Source organism: Halobacteriovorax sp. DPLXC-1 (assembly GCF_036903125.1).
Lineage (GTDB): Bacteria > Bdellovibrionota > Bacteriovoracia > Bacteriovoracales > Bacteriovoracaceae > Halobacteriovorax_A > Halobacteriovorax_A vibrionivorans.
The window spans coordinates 1,626,240-1,642,940 of sequence record NZ_JAYMCO010000001.1 but is presented as its reverse complement, the minus strand read 5'-3'; the positions used below and the strand labels follow the sequence as shown (position 1 = coordinate 1,642,940).

The 16,701-nt window shown below is 36.1% G+C and carries 12 protein-coding genes; 10 read left to right on the top strand and 2 right to left on the bottom strand.

Features of this window, described 5'->3' with window-relative positions; all coding sequences use genetic code 11:
* Window positions 1-329: 329 nt before the first annotated feature.
* Genes VCM44_RS07895 through VCM44_RS07860 form a run of 8 tightly spaced genes read left to right on the top strand, consistent with a single transcriptional unit; the run spans window position 330 to window position 8,469 of the window.
* The gene (locus VCM44_RS07895) at window positions 330-986 is read left to right on the top strand and encodes a GbsR/MarR family transcriptional regulator (RefSeq protein WP_115362926.1); all 657 of its coding nucleotides are present in this window, start codon (window positions 330-332) and stop codon (window positions 984-986) included.
* A complete protein-coding gene (locus tag VCM44_RS07890) occupies window positions 983-2,227 on the top strand; it encodes a beta-ketoacyl-[acyl-carrier-protein] synthase family protein (protein WP_115362928.1) in 1,245 nt (414 codons plus the stop codon). Before VCM44_RS07895 ends, VCM44_RS07890 begins: the two co-directional genes overlap by 4 nt.
* 31 nt (window positions 2,228-2,258) lie before the next feature.
* Window positions 2,259-2,504, top strand: a complete 246-nt coding sequence (locus VCM44_RS07885) for an acyl carrier protein (protein ID WP_115362930.1) — start codon at window positions 2,259-2,261, stop codon at window positions 2,502-2,504.
* A gap of 47 nt (window positions 2,505-2,551) precedes the next feature.
* Window positions 2,552-3,940: a phytoene desaturase family protein gene (locus tag VCM44_RS07880; RefSeq protein ID WP_334678473.1), complete on the top strand. Its 1,389-nt coding sequence runs from the start codon at window positions 2,552-2,554 to the stop codon at window positions 3,938-3,940.
* A 12-nt stretch (window positions 3,941-3,952) separates the two neighbouring features.
* On the top strand, window positions 3,953-4,981 hold the full coding sequence (locus VCM44_RS07875; RefSeq protein ID WP_334678472.1) for a 3-oxoacyl-ACP synthase III: 1,029 nt from the start codon (window positions 3,953-3,955) through the stop codon (window positions 4,979-4,981).
* On the top strand, window positions 4,981-5,874 hold the full coding sequence (locus tag VCM44_RS07870; protein WP_167849483.1) for an alpha/beta fold hydrolase: 894 nt from the start codon (window positions 4,981-4,983) through the stop codon (window positions 5,872-5,874). Before VCM44_RS07875 ends, VCM44_RS07870 begins: the two co-directional genes overlap by 1 nt.
* Complete coding sequence (locus VCM44_RS07865) at window positions 5,858-7,489, top strand: fatty acid CoA ligase family protein (protein WP_120404889.1); 1,632 nt, start codon at window positions 5,858-5,860, stop codon at window positions 7,487-7,489. The genes VCM44_RS07870 and VCM44_RS07865 overlap by 17 nt, the downstream gene beginning before the upstream one ends.
* A gap of 2 nt (window positions 7,490-7,491) precedes the next feature.
* Window positions 7,492-8,469, top strand: coding sequence for an NAD-dependent epimerase/dehydratase family protein (locus VCM44_RS07860; protein WP_334678471.1), 978 nt, complete (start codon window positions 7,492-7,494; stop codon window positions 8,467-8,469).
* Here VCM44_RS07860 and VCM44_RS07855 read toward each other — a convergent pair.
* The gene (locus VCM44_RS07855; protein ID WP_115362941.1) at window positions 8,446-9,243 is read right to left on the bottom strand and encodes an undecaprenyl-diphosphate phosphatase; all 798 of its coding nucleotides are present in this window, start codon (window positions 9,241-9,243) and stop codon (window positions 8,446-8,448) included. The genes VCM44_RS07860 and VCM44_RS07855 overlap by 24 nt on opposite strands.
* Window positions 9,240-10,535 carry a hypothetical protein gene (locus VCM44_RS07850; protein ID WP_334678470.1) on the bottom strand — a complete coding sequence of 432 codons (1,296 nt, stop codon included), beginning with the start codon at window positions 10,533-10,535 and terminating at the stop codon, window positions 9,240-9,242. Before VCM44_RS07850 ends, VCM44_RS07855 begins: the two co-directional genes overlap by 4 nt.
* 552 nt (window positions 10,536-11,087) lie before the next feature.
* Here VCM44_RS07850 and VCM44_RS07845 point away from each other — a divergent pair.
* Together VCM44_RS07845 and VCM44_RS07840 are read left to right on the top strand one after the other, a co-directional pair.
* Window positions 11,088-14,294: a hypothetical protein gene (locus tag VCM44_RS07845; RefSeq protein ID WP_334678469.1), complete on the top strand. Its 3,207-nt coding sequence runs from the start codon at window positions 11,088-11,090 to the stop codon at window positions 14,292-14,294.
* Between the two features lie 30 nt (window positions 14,295-14,324).
* Window positions 14,325-16,688 (top strand): hypothetical protein, encoded by a 2,364-nt coding sequence (locus VCM44_RS07840; protein ID WP_115362946.1) that lies wholly within the window; start codon window positions 14,325-14,327, stop codon window positions 16,686-16,688.
* The last annotated feature ends 13 nt before the right edge of the window (window positions 16,689-16,701 follow it).

Sequence of the window (16,701 nt, the reverse complement as noted above, 5' to 3'; positions counted from 1 at the left end):
TTCAAAAACTCGACACCCCTCGCTGCCGATAGTGTTAAAGTTAAATCTTCTTGATTTAAAATTGAATAGTGAAACTAGTTCAAGATTCATGCCAACTTTTACACCACATAATTGACGTTTTTAGTAGCATACTGGCCCCAAGTTGAAAAATTAACAGGTGCTTAATGTAACTAGATATTATTTTAGGACCAGAATGCACCTTGCAACACATCATTTAACGCTATGCTCTTCTTAAGCGCGCAAGATCCTTTTAAGATTGACCACTTAGACAATATTACTTATATTTTATATTTAAAATATTAACGTGTTTTTGAGTAAAGAATTTCAAGATGAAAGTAACTGAAAATATGGAAATTGAGATTATCGAGGCCAGTCTACTAGACTATCTACCTCATTATGAAGCTTTCTTTTCAAAAGTCGGCTTTAAGCGCATTGAAGGCGCTGTCTTTGGTGTACTCGTTTATTCTCCAAGGGCCCTTGCCTCTGATGAGATTGAAAAGATCTTAGGTCTATCGCAACCAGCAGTTTCAAGTGCCTTAAAAACACTTTCAACATATAAGATGGTTCTAACTAAGGATCATCCTGAAATTAAACGAATGAAAATCCATGAGGCCAATGATGATGCCATCAATATCGTTTCCAATATTGTAAAGAAACGTGAACTTGAAATCATCGAAGAATTTGAAAATATCACTTCAGAGTCTTTAAACCTTATAAAAGATGAGAAAAGAAAAACACGACTAACAAATATTTTAACGACAACTCGATTTGCAAAATCATTGAGCGAATTCATCATCTCTATCAGCAAAGAATTAGATAATCCTTATATGGCCATTGAGAAGTTCCCAGTTGTGACGAAAGTATTAAAAAACTCTATGACAGATATTAATCAACTTAAATCAGGACTTAAGACTGGTTTAAGAAACTCATTTCTAAATATTGTATCAAAAATTGAAAATGAAAAACATAATGGAGCAGGTAAATGAATCTATCACGCGTTGTGATTACAGGTGTTGGACTAACAGCACCAAATGGAAATAATTTAAGAGAATTCCGCTCAGCACTTCTTGAACAAAAGTCAGGAATCACTTACGAAGAAGTTCGATTTATGGGAGAAATTCCAGTTGGAAAATGTGACTTTGATGTGAAGAAGCACCAAAAAGGAAAGATGAGAAAACGTGGGACACGCGTAGGAAGCATCTCTGTTTATTGTTCTAAAGAAGCACTAGAAGACGCTAATCTCAATATCGATGAAATGGATAAGTCTCGAATTGGGATCTATCTTGGAATTACTGAGCATGGGCCAGTAGAGACAGAAGAAGAATTATTCCAATTCTACAAGAATAACAATGAAGATAATTCACTTTGGACTCATCACCACAATCCAAGAACAGTTGCCAATGCTCCTGCTGGTGAAGTTTCACTAAATCTAGGAATTACAGGGCCTCACTATACAATAGGTGCTGCATGCGCGGCCGGGAATATGGGACTAATCCAAGCGGTACAAATGTTACAACTTGGAGAAGTTGATCTCGCTCTTGCAGGTGGTGTATCAGAATCGGCAAATTCATTTGGAAACCATGTTTCATTTAAGGCGCAAGGTGCACTAGCAGACTTCCCAGAAGACCAGACTAGAGCAAGTCGTCCACTTGATAACAATAGAAATGGAATCGTTATCTCTGAAGGTGGATGTGTATATACACTTGAAAGACTAGAAGATGCACTCGCTCGTGGTGCAAAAATTTACGGTGAAATCGTTGGCTATCATACAAATAGTGATGCCTCAGATTTCGTATTACCAAATCCAGAGCGTCAAATGCAATGTGTACATAAAGCAATTGAGAAAGCAGGACTTACAATTAAGGATATCGATATTGTAAACCTTCATGCGACAGGAACAAAAATGGGCGACATCCAAGAAGTTTCAGGAATTAAAGAAGCATTTAAGGATGCTCCAGAAGTTGCTGTTAATTGTACAAAAGGCCTTATTGGTCACGCAATGGGTGCTGCTGGTGCATTAGAGCTAGCAGGAAACCTTCCAAGCTTTGAAGATGGAATGGTTCATCCTTGTCACAAAATTGATGAGATCGATCCTGAATGTGCAATGGATCAACTCGTTTTAGAAAAGCCACTAAAAAAAGATGTGAAGTATATCCTAAACAATTCATTTGGAATGTTAGGTATTAACTCAACGCTAATTATAAAAAAATACGAAGCTAAGGCTTAATTTAAAGTAAAAAGAATTACAGGAGAAGAAAATGACACCAGAACAAGTAAGACAAATCGTTGTAGATATTATTGCAGATATTGCAGTTGATGATGATGTAACAACAATCGATGATGCAACTCCACTAAGAGACCAACTAGATCTAGACTCAATGGACTTTCTAGACATCGTTATGGAGCTTAAGAAACAACACGCTGTAGAAGTACCTCAAGAAGACTACCCAGAGCTTGCTTCAATGAACTCTTGTGTTGCTTATCTAACACCAAAATTTCAATAAATTGATACATGGCCACCAAAGGTGGCCAATTTTTAAAAAGAAACGATATGACACAAAAATATGATGTAATTGTTATTGGCGCTGGGATGAGTGGACTTGCTGCAAGTATTAGGCTTGCGATGTTTGGTAAGAAAGTTGTCTGCCTAGAAAAGCACTCTATCTCGGGAGGACTGAATTCATACTACCGTCGAGGTAAAAGAAATTTTGATGTAGGTCTACACGCTCTAACTAACTTTGCACAAAGAGGAGAAAGAGGAAAACCTCTTACAAAACTCTTAAAACAACTACGTATTCCATGGAAAGAGCTAGAATTAATTGAACAAAAACAATCAAAAATTATCTTTCCCGATACAACTCTTACTTTCAACAATGACTTTGCTACTTTAGTTCAAGACATTGCAGAAAAGTTCCCTACTCATATTGATGAATTCAATTTATTTGTGGAACACATAAAAGACTTCAATGAAGTCGCCCTAACTAATGAAACATTTATGGCAAAAGATGTTGCCAGAAAATATATAAAAAATGAAAAACTTATCTCAATGATCTTTGCACCTTTGTTGATTTATGGATCGGCATGGGAAGACGACATGGATTTCTCTCAGTTTGTAATCATGTTTAAAAGTATTTATCTTGAGGGTTTTGCTAGACCAGATGGAGGTGTTCGAAAGATTATCAATCTCCTACTTGATAAGTATAAAGATCTAGGAGGAGAACTTCGTTTTCGCGCAGGTGTCCAATCCATCAATACACAAAATGATAAAGTAACAAGTGTTACCCTAGAAAACGGTGAAGTCCTTGAATGTGAAAAAGTAATCTCAAGTATGGGACACCCTGAAACAATGTCAATCACTCAAGGCCAAACATCTCAAAAGATAGAAGTAGGCCCGATGACCTTTTGTGAGACTATTCTGTGTTTAGATGAAAGACCTAAAGACTTTGATATGAATGACACTATTCTCTTTTACAATGAAAGAGAAGATTATCAATATCGAGCTCCAAGCGACTTTATCGACGACAAAAGTGCAGTCATTTGTTTCCCAAATAATTTTGCAGATGATGATAACAATGAAGGCCTAATTAGACTTACTTACATGGCAAATTACGAAAAGTGGAAAGAACTAGTCAATACTGATCGCAAGGCCTATTTAGCTAAGAAAAATGAAATATACGAGCAATCATTAAAAACTCTTAAAACAATATATCCAAATGCGAAGTTTGATGTGAAATTCAAAGATGTTTTCACACCTCATACAATTGAACGCTACACAGGCCATATGCGTGGATGTGTTTACGGCTCAACTCAGAAGCTACGCGATGGTAGAACACCAGTTAATGGACTGTTCTTATGTGGAACAGATCAGGGATTCCTAGGAATCATAGGCTCAATGCTAAGTGGAATTTCGATGGCAAACTTACATGGCCTAATGGAATAAGAAAGGAAAGAAATGAAGTATAATAATGTCGTAATAGAAGACTACGCATATATAGATCCTCCAGAAGTTTTAACAAGCGATAAACTTGAGGAATTACTTGAACCTATATATACAAGATTAAAACTTCCTCATGGAAGACTAGAGCTTATGACGGGAATTAGGTCACGAGGTTTTTGGCCAAATTCAACTAGGCCAAGCTCAATTGCAACTCAGGCAGGAGAAAAGCTCCTAGAAAAGCTTTCTAAAAAAGGAATTCAAAAAAGAGATATCAACCTGCTAATTAATTCCAGTGTATGTCGTGACTTCTTAGAGCCCTCAACGGCTTCGGTTATTCACTCTAATTTAGAAATGCCACAAAGCTGTAGCCTATTTGATATCTCAAATGCTTGCTTAGGTATGATTAGTGGATGGGAAGTTGTGGCAAATATGATTGAAACAGGTGCTATTAAGCGTGCAATTATTCTATCTGGTGAAAATAGCGCTCCCCTTTTAGAAAACACAATTAAAACACTTAATGAAGATCAAACGATTACAAGAAAAAGCGTTAAAAAGTTTTTTGCAAACTTAACAATTGGATCTGCAGGTGTAGCATATTGTCTAGCTCATAAGAGCGAGGCCCCTAATGCACCTCAAATTACTTCAATAATTAACAGAAGTGACTCGACAGCAAATAAGCTATGCCAAGGCGATGGTAACCCAGAGACACTTGTCATGGAAACAGACTCTGAAGAATTACTAAAATACGGAAAGGCACTAGCAAAGAAAACTTTTGAAGAGTCTCAATTAAAAGCTAATGAGATTGATATCGTTATCGGCCATCAAGTTGGTAAGGCACATAAAGAAGTCGTTCTAACAGAGCTAGGACTAAATAAACATCAGACATTTGATACATTTGATACTTTAGGAAATACAGGCTCAGCAGCGCTTCCTATTACACTTGCAAAAATGAATGATGAACAGGGAATTGAAAAAGGTAAGAAAGTTGCTCTTGTAGGAATTGGTTCTGGTCTTTCTTGTTCTGTACTAGGAGTAACTTGGTAATGGATATGACAATCGATACTTGGCAACACGAATACCCATTTAGAAATAATTTCCTTGAAATCAATGGCAATAAATATCACTATCTCGATGAAGGTAATCCAGAAGGTGAAGTTGTTATCATGCTTCACGGAAATCCAACGTGGTCATTCTATTACAGAAATATTGTAAAAGAATTACAAGAAGATTATCGTTGCATTGTTCCTGATCACTTTGGATGTGGCCTATCAGATAAGCCACAAGACTATGAGTATACATTAGAAAATCACATCAATAACGTCCTAATGCTTATTGATCAACTCCAAATAAAGAAGTTTAAACTTCTAGTTCACGACTGGGGTGGAGCTATTGGAATGGGTGTTGCAACATCAAGACCAGAAAGTGTAACAGGTGTTATTCTACTTAATACAGCTGCATTTAAGTCTCTTGATATCCCAAAAAGAATTGCTCTTTGTAAGCTCCCTCTTATTGGTGAGCCAATGGTTCGCACGTTTAATGCTTTTGCTTGGCCTGCAACATTTATGACCACAACAAAGCCTCTAGCTAAACATATTAAAGAAGGTTATCTCCACCCATATAATAGCTACAAGAATCGAATTGCTACAGCTCGATTTGTAAAAGATATTCCACTAACAAAGTCCCATCCAAGTTATGGAAGATTAGAAGAGATTGAAAATGGACTAAAGAATGTAAAATGTCCAAAAATGTTTCTCTGGGGCGCTAAGGACTTCTGTTTTAATATGAAGTTCTTAAAGAGATGGAAAGAGTTTTATCCCCAAGAGGACTCAAAGACTAAGTATGTCGTATATGAAAATGCTGGTCACTATGTGATTGAAGACGAAAGAGAAAATTGTCTTAAAGAAATAAAAGGCTTTCTGAATGAATATAGCTCTTAGAATTGAGAACTGGGCACAACAAACTCCAGACAAGACTTGTCTTAAATTTCCAGTTAAGACAGGCAGTGGATATAAGTATGACCAATTAAGTTTTAAAGCGTTTAATGACTTAAGTTCTCACTATGCGGCCTGCTTAAATGAAGAAGGTATCCAAAAAGGAGACAAGGTCTTACTTTTTGTAAAACCATCATTTGACTTCCCTGCCCTTACTTTTGCTCTCTTTAAACTAGGGGCCATCCCTATTCTAATCGATCCAGGAATGGGCCTTAAGAACCTTTTTAAAGCAATCAAAGATGCAAAACCTGACTATCTAATCGCAGTTAATATTGTGCATATTCTAAGGCTATTTAAAAAAGATAGCTTTAAAACAATTAAGAAGTATTTCACTACAGAAAGTAAGATACTTTCTTCTTTAACAACAATTAGTTCACTCAGAAATAAAGAACATAGGGACTTTAGTACACAAGAAGTTGCCCCTCAAGACTTAGCGGCCATTCTCTTTACTTCCGGTGGAACTGGTAGGCCAAAAGGTGTTGAATACACACATGAAATATTTAACAGACAAACTGATGTGCTACAGGAATTATTCAATCTAACTGCTGAAGATATTGATGTTCCAGGGTTTCCTCTATTTTCATTTTTTACCATGTCAATGGGAATGACTAGCGTAATCCCAGACATGAACCCGAGTAAACCAGCAAAATGTGATCCCGAAGCACTCATTAAAAATATCAATGATAATAAGGCAACATTTGTTGCTGGCTCACCTGCTATATGGGATAGAGTTGGACGTCATCTAGAAAAGACGAATCAAACACTCGATACTGTAAAATATATTGTTATGTTTGGTGCTCCTGTTCGCAATGAAGTACATGAAAGACTACTTTCAAGACTGACTCGTGAAGATGCGGACACATATACACCATATGGAGCAACTGAATGTTTGCCAGTTAGCTGTTTTAACGGAAAAGAAGTTCTTACCAAAACACAATTTGAAACTGCTAAGGGTTCTGGTACTTGTATTGGTCTACCTTGTCCAGGCGTTGAAATTAGAATTATTAAAGATGTAGACGGCGTAATTAAAGATATAAAAGATACAAGGCAGCTTCCTAGCGGAATGATTGGTGAAATTATTGTGCGAACGAAAACAGCTACTGCCGCTTATCATGAATTAGAAGACAAAACACGAGAAGCAAAAATCTATGACGGTGATACATTCTGGCACCGCATGGGTGATATTGGAAGAATTGATAACGAAGGTAGACTCTGGTTTTATGGACGCAAGGCCCATCAAGTAAAGGCCCATGCCACGACATATTATCCAATCTCAATAGAAGCAATATTTAATAAACATCCATTAGTTGAGAAATCCGCTTTGATATGGATTCTAAAAAATAATCGCATTAGACCTGCTTTAAGTGTTGAACCAAATTCATTTGTCATGAATAAATCTCGCTTAAAACAAGAGTTAAAGATCATGGCCAATCAACACTCACACACAAAGGATATCGATGAGATTTATATCTGCTCAAAATTTCCAGTTGATATTCGCCACAATATAAAAATTGATCGCAAGGCCTTATCAAAACTAGCACAAGCAGGAAAGCTGAGGTAGTCATGAGAGTCTTAGTTACAGGTGCTACTGGCTTCTTAGGCTATCATATTGCAAAAGACTTATTAAAAGATGGACATGAAGTAATCAACTTCTCTCGTCGACACACCTCAGAAGTTGACGAGCTTGGTATCGAAACAATTAAAGGTGACCTAACTAATTATGAAGATATTAAAAATGCCTTAAGAGATATCGATGCAGTATTCCATGCTGCAGGAAAAGTTGGAATGTGGGGAAAGAGTAAAGACTTTCATCGCATTAATGTTGATGGAACAAAGAACCTTGTAAATGCTATGAAGGAGCAAGGTGCAAAATATTTAATCTACACAAGTACACCAAGCGTAGTCTTTGGAAAAGACGAAATTAAAAATGGAGACGAGTCACTTCCCTATCCAAAAAAATATCTTAATGAATACGCAAAATCCAAATCTATTGCAGAACGATTTGTCCTAGAGTCAAATGGCCATGGAATACTAACAACTTCAATTAGGCCTCACTTAATTTATGGAGAACGCGATAAGAATATCATCCCAAGACTTATTCAAAGGGCAAAAAGTGGCCGTTTAAAAATTATTGGTGATGGCCAGAATTTAGTTGATATTAACTACGTAGAGAATGCTTCACATGCACATGTCATGGCCCTAAAAGAGCTATCTACAGAGGCCAAGAATCAAGGAAAAGCATATTTTATTGGTCAAGAGAAACCCGTCAACCTATGGGACTTCATAAATAAAATACTAGAGGCCAAAGGCGAAAAGCCTATTAGTAGTAAAGTTTCTCTTAAGATCGTATACTTTATTGGCCTTATTTTCGAATTAATTTATAAGCTCCTAGGAAAGTACGACGATCAACCACCAATGACACGTTTTGTGGCCCTACAAATGGGAACTTCTCATTATTTCAAGCATGATAATGCAAGAGTTGATTTTGGTTATTCACCTAAAATAACAATTGAAGAATCACTTGAGAAGATAAAAAACTAGCGCACTTAAAATCAAGCGATAAACTAAAAAGTAACCAAATTGGATTCTCTTAATAAGTTTCATAAAATAGTGAATAGTAGCAAGGCCTACAAAGAATGAAACCAACATGCCTATTGCACAATTAAAGAGCTCAAATTGCACACCTTGTGGCTTAGACATTAAGTTATAACTTTTGAGCATAAAGGCTGCAAAAATAAGAGGCAGAGATAATAAGAATGAAAATGAAGAAGCGTCAGCTTTAGAAAGCCCCAAGAATCTTGCCGCAGTAATTGTAATACCTGAACGTGATACACCTGGAAAGATTGCCAGTACTTGAGATAGTCCAATTACAATAGAGGATGAGGCACGAAACCCTTCCATATTCTTATTTGTTTTACTTATGCGATCTGATATGAACAATAAGATACCGAAGAATGCTAAGTTGAATGCAATAAAGACTTCATTTCTTCCATAAGCTTCAGCAACTGGTTTCAAGATTAATGCAAAAAAGCCTGTAAAAAAAGTTGCGATCATAAAGTTCTTAGTGAAATCATCACATGTTTTTCCAGGTAGAATAAAGAAAATTGCATTCTTTGAAATTCTTAAGACATCTTTATGGAAGTAGATACCTACTGCCAAAGCTGTTCCCACATGCATAGCTAAATCAAAGAATATTCCTGGGTCTTTAAACTCATATATGAATGGAAGTAAGGCCAAATGACCAGAGCTTGAAACAGGTAGAAACTCTGTTAATCCTTGAATTATTCCATAAACAATGGCCATCCATAATGTCATTTCAACTTTTCCTTAACTTCTAAAATTGGCGTTCTATCTTTTAATTTTAGGCCAAGAAGAATGTCATTGAAACCCTTAATTGTCGCTTTAGAATAAAATATGTCTTTTCTTTCTAATGCCATTTTAAAAACTAAAGAATAACGCTGCAAAGCTGAACGTACAGTATCGATATAATCTTGCTGATTAGACTCTAGAGCAGATAAAGCAGACTCAACGTAAACTCCTAAAATATATCTTTCAAAGTTTCGTCGATAATCTTTACTCTGATCAACTTCATTTAAAAAATCAAAGGCAAATAAAGGATTAAACAAGCTCTCCTTAATCCAAATATCATATCTCTCCTCAACTTTCTTTCCCCATCTAGCTTTGAAAAAAAGTGCGTTAGATAAAGCGGCCTGTGACTTATCATTATCAAGATGTCTGTCCCAAACACTTTTATAAACAATAGGTCTCAACTGAGAGAGACTAAAAAAAGTTTCACGGTATATAATATTCTCACCAGAATAATCTTTTTTACGTACAAATATAGTGTCTCCACTTTTAATGAAGTCCACATAATTATCGTGTGTTAATTCAAGTAACTTAGATAGCTCTAGTTTCATTTGAAGGTATGGTAGGAATTGGAAATGCCCTTTCATCATTAATTTAGGAATATTTTTATAATCAACAAGAAAAGCATTTGATATTAATTGAAACAGCTCTAGTGATGCTCGTTGATTAATATAGAAGTAGTCCTTGTCATCTTTAATTGATAACTCCAACGATTTATCAAGTTCGGGATAGTAAAGGCTAAAAAACCAAAGATTATTTTTTGCGACTTTAACAAGCTCATAGAGATCAAAACGTGAAGCTATTTTAAAACTGCCCTTAATTGAAAGTTTCTTATCCCATAGAGATACTAAAGGACGAAAGATTGTTTTTGAGGAAACCTTTCTAATTTCATAACTTGGAATAAGCTCAAAACGCCCATCTGCCAAGTTTGTGAAACTAGAAAATCCCAAAGTTTTTGAACCAATTTCTTGAAAAGATTCAAAGTCCTTAATATCCCCTTCCACAAAACTCTTTAGGCCATAATCAACTTGTTGCTGTCCTAGAAGTTGTTGCTTATACATCAAAGGACTAAAAGGTGTTAAGGCGACTGCTATGAGACAGATTAACGTAGCAAAGAAGTAAGAGATTACTTTTGAGCGATATACTAAGCGAGATGCTGTTAATTTAGAACTCCAAGGATGCTCAATTTCTCTAGAAAATAGGTCAAGTACAACACGAATTGGTAAAAGTATTAATCGCATAATGGCGGCCAATCTTCGCAAAAAGAAGCTAGGTGCCATAATTCTTACACCACATATTAATTGCCCAAAAGTTAAACTGAACAACAGTGCGCAATAGAAATAATAGAAGAAATAAGTCACGACAAAAACAAAGAGATGCTGGATCGAGAGAGAATCCTTTGAAATATGAAAAACAGAGTTGGCCAGTGCCAACACGAATTCATTTGACAATAATCCGTAGCTTAAAAACAAACATAGGCATAAGTCGATTATAGTGGCCGTAATCTTCAAATATCGTTTCGGTGTAAAAAACATAGAGATTTTGCTTCCAAATAATAGTTATTTCTTCAAACGGCCACAAATTTTGGCACTATATTTTTAGAAATTTTGAAATTTAGATATATTTTAACACTATGAAATGACGTGATCCAATTCATAATTTCAAGGACTTATTTTCTTGTCGAAACAATAAATTACCCAACTTACTAGGTCAGAATTGAAAACCTTAATAAAATAAAGAAAATAGATAATTTGTCGATAAGTATAAGGCATTGAATTGACAGGGGAACTAAAGTGAAAAGATTAACAAAGGCCAAAGAAACAAAGAGCTTGAATAAAGAAGGTGAAAATTCTTCTTTAAAAAAAGTTAAGGTTAGCGTACTTGCACTAACTCTTATTCATTCATCTCTACCATTAAGTGCTCAAGCTTTTGTAAAAAAAGATGGAGAGACATGGTCTCAATACACTTCTGGCTCTGGTGCTAAAACAATTATGGGTGCCCTAAACCTTGTCGGTAATATGTCTAAGCAGATGTATAACCAAGGACAACTTTCACAACAAGAAATCCAAGGCCTGCATTCATTCAATAAAGCACAAGCAGATGCACAACAGAAGATGTCTGCTCGTCGTTTTCACCCTGCCTTTAACTGCCCTCTTGCTCCTGAACCAATCCTTGCTCCAAATGGTGCCTGTAGTGTTGGTGGACAAATGAAAATTCCAGAGCAAGCGCTTGAATTTGGACAAAAGATTCTAAATGAATATATGAGCTTTAAAAAGCCTCGCAATGTTCCTCCTTATATCGGGGAACAATGTCTTACAGAGGGACTAAAAAGTATTGAAGACAATTACCAATCAATGACATCTAAATATGAAGAGATGATTGCTCAATTTGAAGCTCAATTAAATCAAACAATTGAAATTCAAAAGAAGAATAAAATTAAAGTTGATGAATTAAACGCATTACTAAATGGTGGCGGAAATAAAGTAAGTCAGGACTTTAAAAATACTGACTTTAATAAGCTACTACCAGAAAACTGCGTCGATGCATATGATGTTAACAAGATCATCAAAAGCCCTAGAGGTGGTGGACTTGTTGGCCTAAAAGATAAAATGACAAATGATGAAAGAGAAGCAAAAGGATTTAGAGGACACTCTCTTGCTGAATTAAATGCAAAAATAGCAAGTGATAAGAAAAAAGTTATTGCTGCTCTTAAAAAAGACGGACTAGGTGCCCTTACAAGAAATAGTACTTATAGTGGCCTAAGATTTGGAAAACTATTTAATGATATCGGAAAAGGTAACCTAAGAGCAGACCTTGGAACAAGAGCTGCAAAGATCAATAATCTTATGAGCAAACTTGGTGTAAGTGATGCAGACGTACCAAAGGATCCATTAGATCCAAGCTTTAGTGCAAAAGTAGAACGTCTTGCTGCAAAGAGTACTGCTTCATATCAAGAAAAGTTTGTCTTAGAGTGTATGTCAGGTTCAAATAGAGCTGCATACTCAACTCCTCTAGCACAATCACTAAAGAGCTTCGACCACGTAAAGCTAGGAAATAGTGGTGATGCCTTAAGCCGTTTTAAAAGAGTTGCTTCTGATGCATTTAGCTCTCCAACTTCTCTATCAGCACTTGATCGTACAGTTAACTCAATCGAAGATGGAAATATCAGAATTACTGTTACTAATAGTAGCGGTCGTGATGTAACAAAATCAGTTGGTCAATACTACAATGACCTAAAGAATGAATGTACAGCAATCTATAATGGTGACCTAAAGCCAGCTGGTGATGCTGCAAAACTTGAAACATATCGTGCAGAAGTTCAAGAACTAGTAAGTGAAGCTAAGAAACTACAAGAAGATACAAGTAGAAGTATCGCTTCAGGTGGAGAAGGAAGTATTTCTGCTCTTATCGATGAAGCATTATACAATTGTAATGGACGCTCTGTTGAACTAAGTAGCTGTAGTTCTAAAGATACTTATAATACATCAAGCTCAAGCTTCTGTGTAACTCAGGCAGCATCTTGTTCTGAAAACCTTGCACAATGTAGTGCATTCACAGAGAACTTAGTGCAACAAAAGACACAAGAACTAAAGCAACAAGCTGACCTTTATAATGCACAAATGATGCAACAAGAAGAAAGGGCCAAGGCCCTTGTGACTCAAATGCAGTCACACATGTCAAATGTTGCAGACAAAATGTATAAGGGAATGTTCCCTAACCTAACACCAGCTGCAGCAAAAGCTTTTGGATTATCATCAATGAACGGTCTAACATTTGAAGGTGGACTTACTGCTATTGATGTTCCAAAAAGTGATCAACAAATAGCTGGTATCTTTCTTGAAAAAGATCCAGAAAAGTTTAAGAAAGCATTAATGGATCAGATGGTTGGAAATATTTCTAAAATGAAAGGAAGTCTTGAAAACTGGAAAAAAGAGCAAATGAATCATATTGCTGAACAAAAAGGCACAATTGGACAAAGCTTAAATGATGAGATCACAAAGTGGCAAAACTTTGTTTCAGACTGTAATGGAGCAATTCAAGAAAGAAATAACAAGATGGCCTCACAACTAGAAGAAGCTAGAAAACAAGCTTCAGAAAATGCGCAAGAACAATTGAAGTTTTGTCAAAAACTAAGAGGTCTTCAAGAGCAAGGACCAGGGCCAGGTTGTAACGGTGATCACTCAGCAAAGGATCTCTACTCTGATGCAGTAGAAATTGCTTCTGTTCTTCAAGCACAACAGCCTCAACGAGGACCAGCAAGTATATTAAACCCAGGTAGCAATAGTACACAAATATTTGAACAGATAAATGAATATAGTCGCTTTTGTGATGAAGCAAATTCACAAGGACTACTTTCTGATAATGGAGAGGATAATAGCTCAAATGATCAATTAATTACACTATGTGAAGACAATGGTGGCGATCAAGAGTTAATCACGAACTTAACAGATACACTTATCAAAGGCCTAACAGAGGATGAGAAGAAGTATGAAGATAACTTAAAGGACTACATCCTTGGAGAAGCCGACTTAAGTGAAGATCTGAAGAAAGTGCTAAGGAAAGACAATAGAACAATGGCAAGACAAATTAAGTCATTACAAGAAAGATCTAATGAGTTTAAAGACTCTGAGAATGGATATGGCCGTGGATTCTGTTCAATGATTACTAGCAATAGCGGAAAAACAGCTTATATCTCTAAAGAATGTAAGAAATATGAAGGCGATGAAGATAAGACTGCTTTCCAAAAATGTGAATCAGAAGCAAGAGATCGCTTCAGTGACGATAAACTCGATGCCCTTGGACTTTCATCAGCTGCAAAAGTTATTGCCTCAGTTAATAGTCCAGGACTTCAAGATGCATGGCATAGCATTGGTGAGAAGTATAATGGTACAGCATGTGCGGCCATCAACGGATCACAACTCGGGCAAAAAGGACTTATCCCAGGACTTATGGAGAAGATCAATCGCGATATAGCTTCAGAGGATGGGATGATCCAATAAGGAAAATTAATTAAGGCATAGGAGGCCTAATTGAATATAGCGGTACGTAAGCTTAGAAAAAAACAAAGAGAATTAAAAGCACTCACCTTTTATTTGTGCTTAGGGCTTCTTACAACTTCATGCTTAGTAGATCCCGCTCAAAATCGTACAGGTTCTGGGGGAAAGGCCCTAAAGAATACACAAGATACAGTCTCTGCAGGTTATGGACGAGTACTTGCTGCTAATCCACTGATCTTAAGTGATTATAGTGCTGATGAAGATACAGATCTATCAACTCTTATCACGCGCTCTCCAGTACCAATCACAAATAATCAATATCTAATTAAAGATTGTACCATGGTTGCAAACTGCCTTGAGGTTACAGAAGATACAGGAATTTCTCCTTTCTACAATGAAACAAGTCAATGGGCATTTCCAGTTACATCAACTGAATTTCTACAAATTAATGCTTACTACCACATGTCAAAGATCATGGATACATACCTATCGGACATGCAAAATTACTATAATATCGTTTATCCAAATACTGGATCACGTCCCTTCTCAAGTACAATTCCAAGTGATTCCGATCAGCATAAGTCATTTTGGAAAAGCTTAACAAACTCAAGTTCAAAACTTATTGTAGAAGCGGATTCTTCACTTAAAGATAATGCAAGCTTTAGCCCAAGTAATTTCAAAATAAGGCTAGGTTATCTATCTGGTTATACAAATTTAAAAATGGCACAAGACCCTTCAGTTATCTACCATGAGTTCGGTCATACTGTTGTTGAGCGTCTAATGAACCATCGTAATCGCTCTTACGCAGTAAATAATTGCCTTGGAAATGATGAATACGAAGTATGTAGTGGTGAAAGTCAACTAGGATACTTTGCTCACGATGATGCTTTATCAATCAACGAAGGTCTATCAGATTATTTCTCGTACTTCGTTAATAGTCGTGAACATATGGGAGAATGGGGACTTGGTAAATTTAAAAATGCCTCTCGCCCACTTTCAGAAGATGATAGTCTTCACATTGCAGGAATATCAAGTGATAGTGATTCACGCTTAAGATATCCAGAATACCTAGGATATAATGTATATTCACCTGAAAAAAGAATTGATGATATCCACTTAGATGGACAAATAATCAGTCACTTCTTAGTTGCTCTTACAAAAGAATTTCAAAATAAATGTACTGGTACTCACACGCAAGCTAAGAAGTTAGTATTCTATACTTTGGCCGAAACACTGGCAGAACTTGGTGACTTAACAGCAAAGGCAAAGGATAGCTTTGTCGACCAGATAAATCTGGATATTAACTATGCACACGAATGGCTTAAATCAGTAAAGCCTGTTAATTTTAGAAACTTCTCTCAAGCATTTGCTAGAAATGTTTTAAAAATGACTATACAAAGCACAAGCCTATGCCCTCTCAATTCATTCTCAAAAGATGATCTTGAGCAATTACTCGACTCTTATGGCCTACTCCTATTTAGAACATATAATACTAATTATAACTTTACAGGTACATCTGGTAACGTAACTGTTAATCAACTTAATAGAAAAAAATCTGAACTAATAAGTAAAAATCTTTTAATAGAAGACACAAGATCGACATATTCGGATATTAGTGTTTTCGATATAAGATCTACGATCTATCAAACAATTAGAAACCAAATGAAGATCGAAGAAGTCACAACAACTGATGCAAGATATAATAATGGTAACGGCCAGGTTTCACCTGGAGAAATCGTTGGAATCTTTGCTAATGTCTTTAATAAGTCCAATTCGATTATGGCAGGAACAAGAGTGCTCGCTTCAGACTGGGCACATATGCAAGATGGCCTTCCATGTACAGACTTAAGTGACAACTTTCCTTCCCTAGCTCAGGGTGGAACAACATGTGACCAATTAACAAAAGATAACTATGATGATTCAGGACGTATCATGCCAGTTTGCATGCTTACATATAATGATGGCTCAAGCACAAAGATTTTAAATCAACATGAATTCTTAAAAAAGATGAAATCAGATATTGGACTACTTGAACAAGATTGTCTTGGACAAGGAGAAGAAAGAACACAAGATGATTTAAATAACTGTTTCGTAAAGGCCATACCAAGTGCTAACACACAGAATATACCATTCATGCTACCTAACTCAAACTGGCAAGAAACAATGCAAGATGAACAAGGACAGCCAATATTCACTGACTCAAATTTAATGTTTTTTGAAATTAACAAAAATATACCAATTGGAACAGAAGTAACATGTCGCCTACGTACGACATTTTCAAATTGTGATGATTGCTATCATGATAGTCAATCTTCATATGACGACTTCAGTGATTTTGAATTTGCAGGTGAGAAACCTTTTAATATTTTAAATATTAATTTTAAGATTGGACAATAGGCCATAAGGGAAA

What these genes read in the sequence shown, in the direction of transcription:
- VCM44_RS07895 (WP_115362926.1), top strand. Translation starts at nt 330, where the DNA reads ATGAAAGTAACTGAAAATATGGAAATTGAGATTATCGAGGCCAGTCTA.
- VCM44_RS07890 (WP_115362928.1), top strand. Translation starts at nt 983, where the DNA reads ATGAATCTATCACGCGTTGTGATTACAGGTGTTGGACTAACAGCACCA.
- VCM44_RS07885 (WP_115362930.1), top strand. Translation starts at nt 2,259, where the DNA reads ATGACACCAGAACAAGTAAGACAAATCGTTGTAGATATTATTGCAGAT.
- VCM44_RS07880 (WP_334678473.1), top strand. Translation starts at nt 2,552, where the DNA reads ATGACACAAAAATATGATGTAATTGTTATTGGCGCTGGGATGAGTGGA.
- VCM44_RS07875 (WP_334678472.1), top strand. Translation starts at nt 3,953, where the DNA reads ATGAAGTATAATAATGTCGTAATAGAAGACTACGCATATATAGATCCT.
- VCM44_RS07870 (WP_167849483.1), top strand. Translation starts at nt 4,981, where the DNA reads ATGGATATGACAATCGATACTTGGCAACACGAATACCCATTTAGAAAT.
- VCM44_RS07865 (WP_120404889.1), top strand. Translation starts at nt 5,858, where the DNA reads ATGAATATAGCTCTTAGAATTGAGAACTGGGCACAACAAACTCCAGAC.
- VCM44_RS07860 (WP_334678471.1), top strand. Translation starts at nt 7,492, where the DNA reads ATGAGAGTCTTAGTTACAGGTGCTACTGGCTTCTTAGGCTATCATATT.
- VCM44_RS07855 (WP_115362941.1), bottom strand. Translation starts at nt 9,243, where the DNA reads ATGACATTATGGATGGCCATTGTTTATGGAATAATTCAAGGATTAACA.
- VCM44_RS07850 (WP_334678470.1), bottom strand. Translation starts at nt 10,535, where the DNA reads ATGCGATTAATACTTTTACCAATTCGTGTTGTACTTGACCTATTTTCT.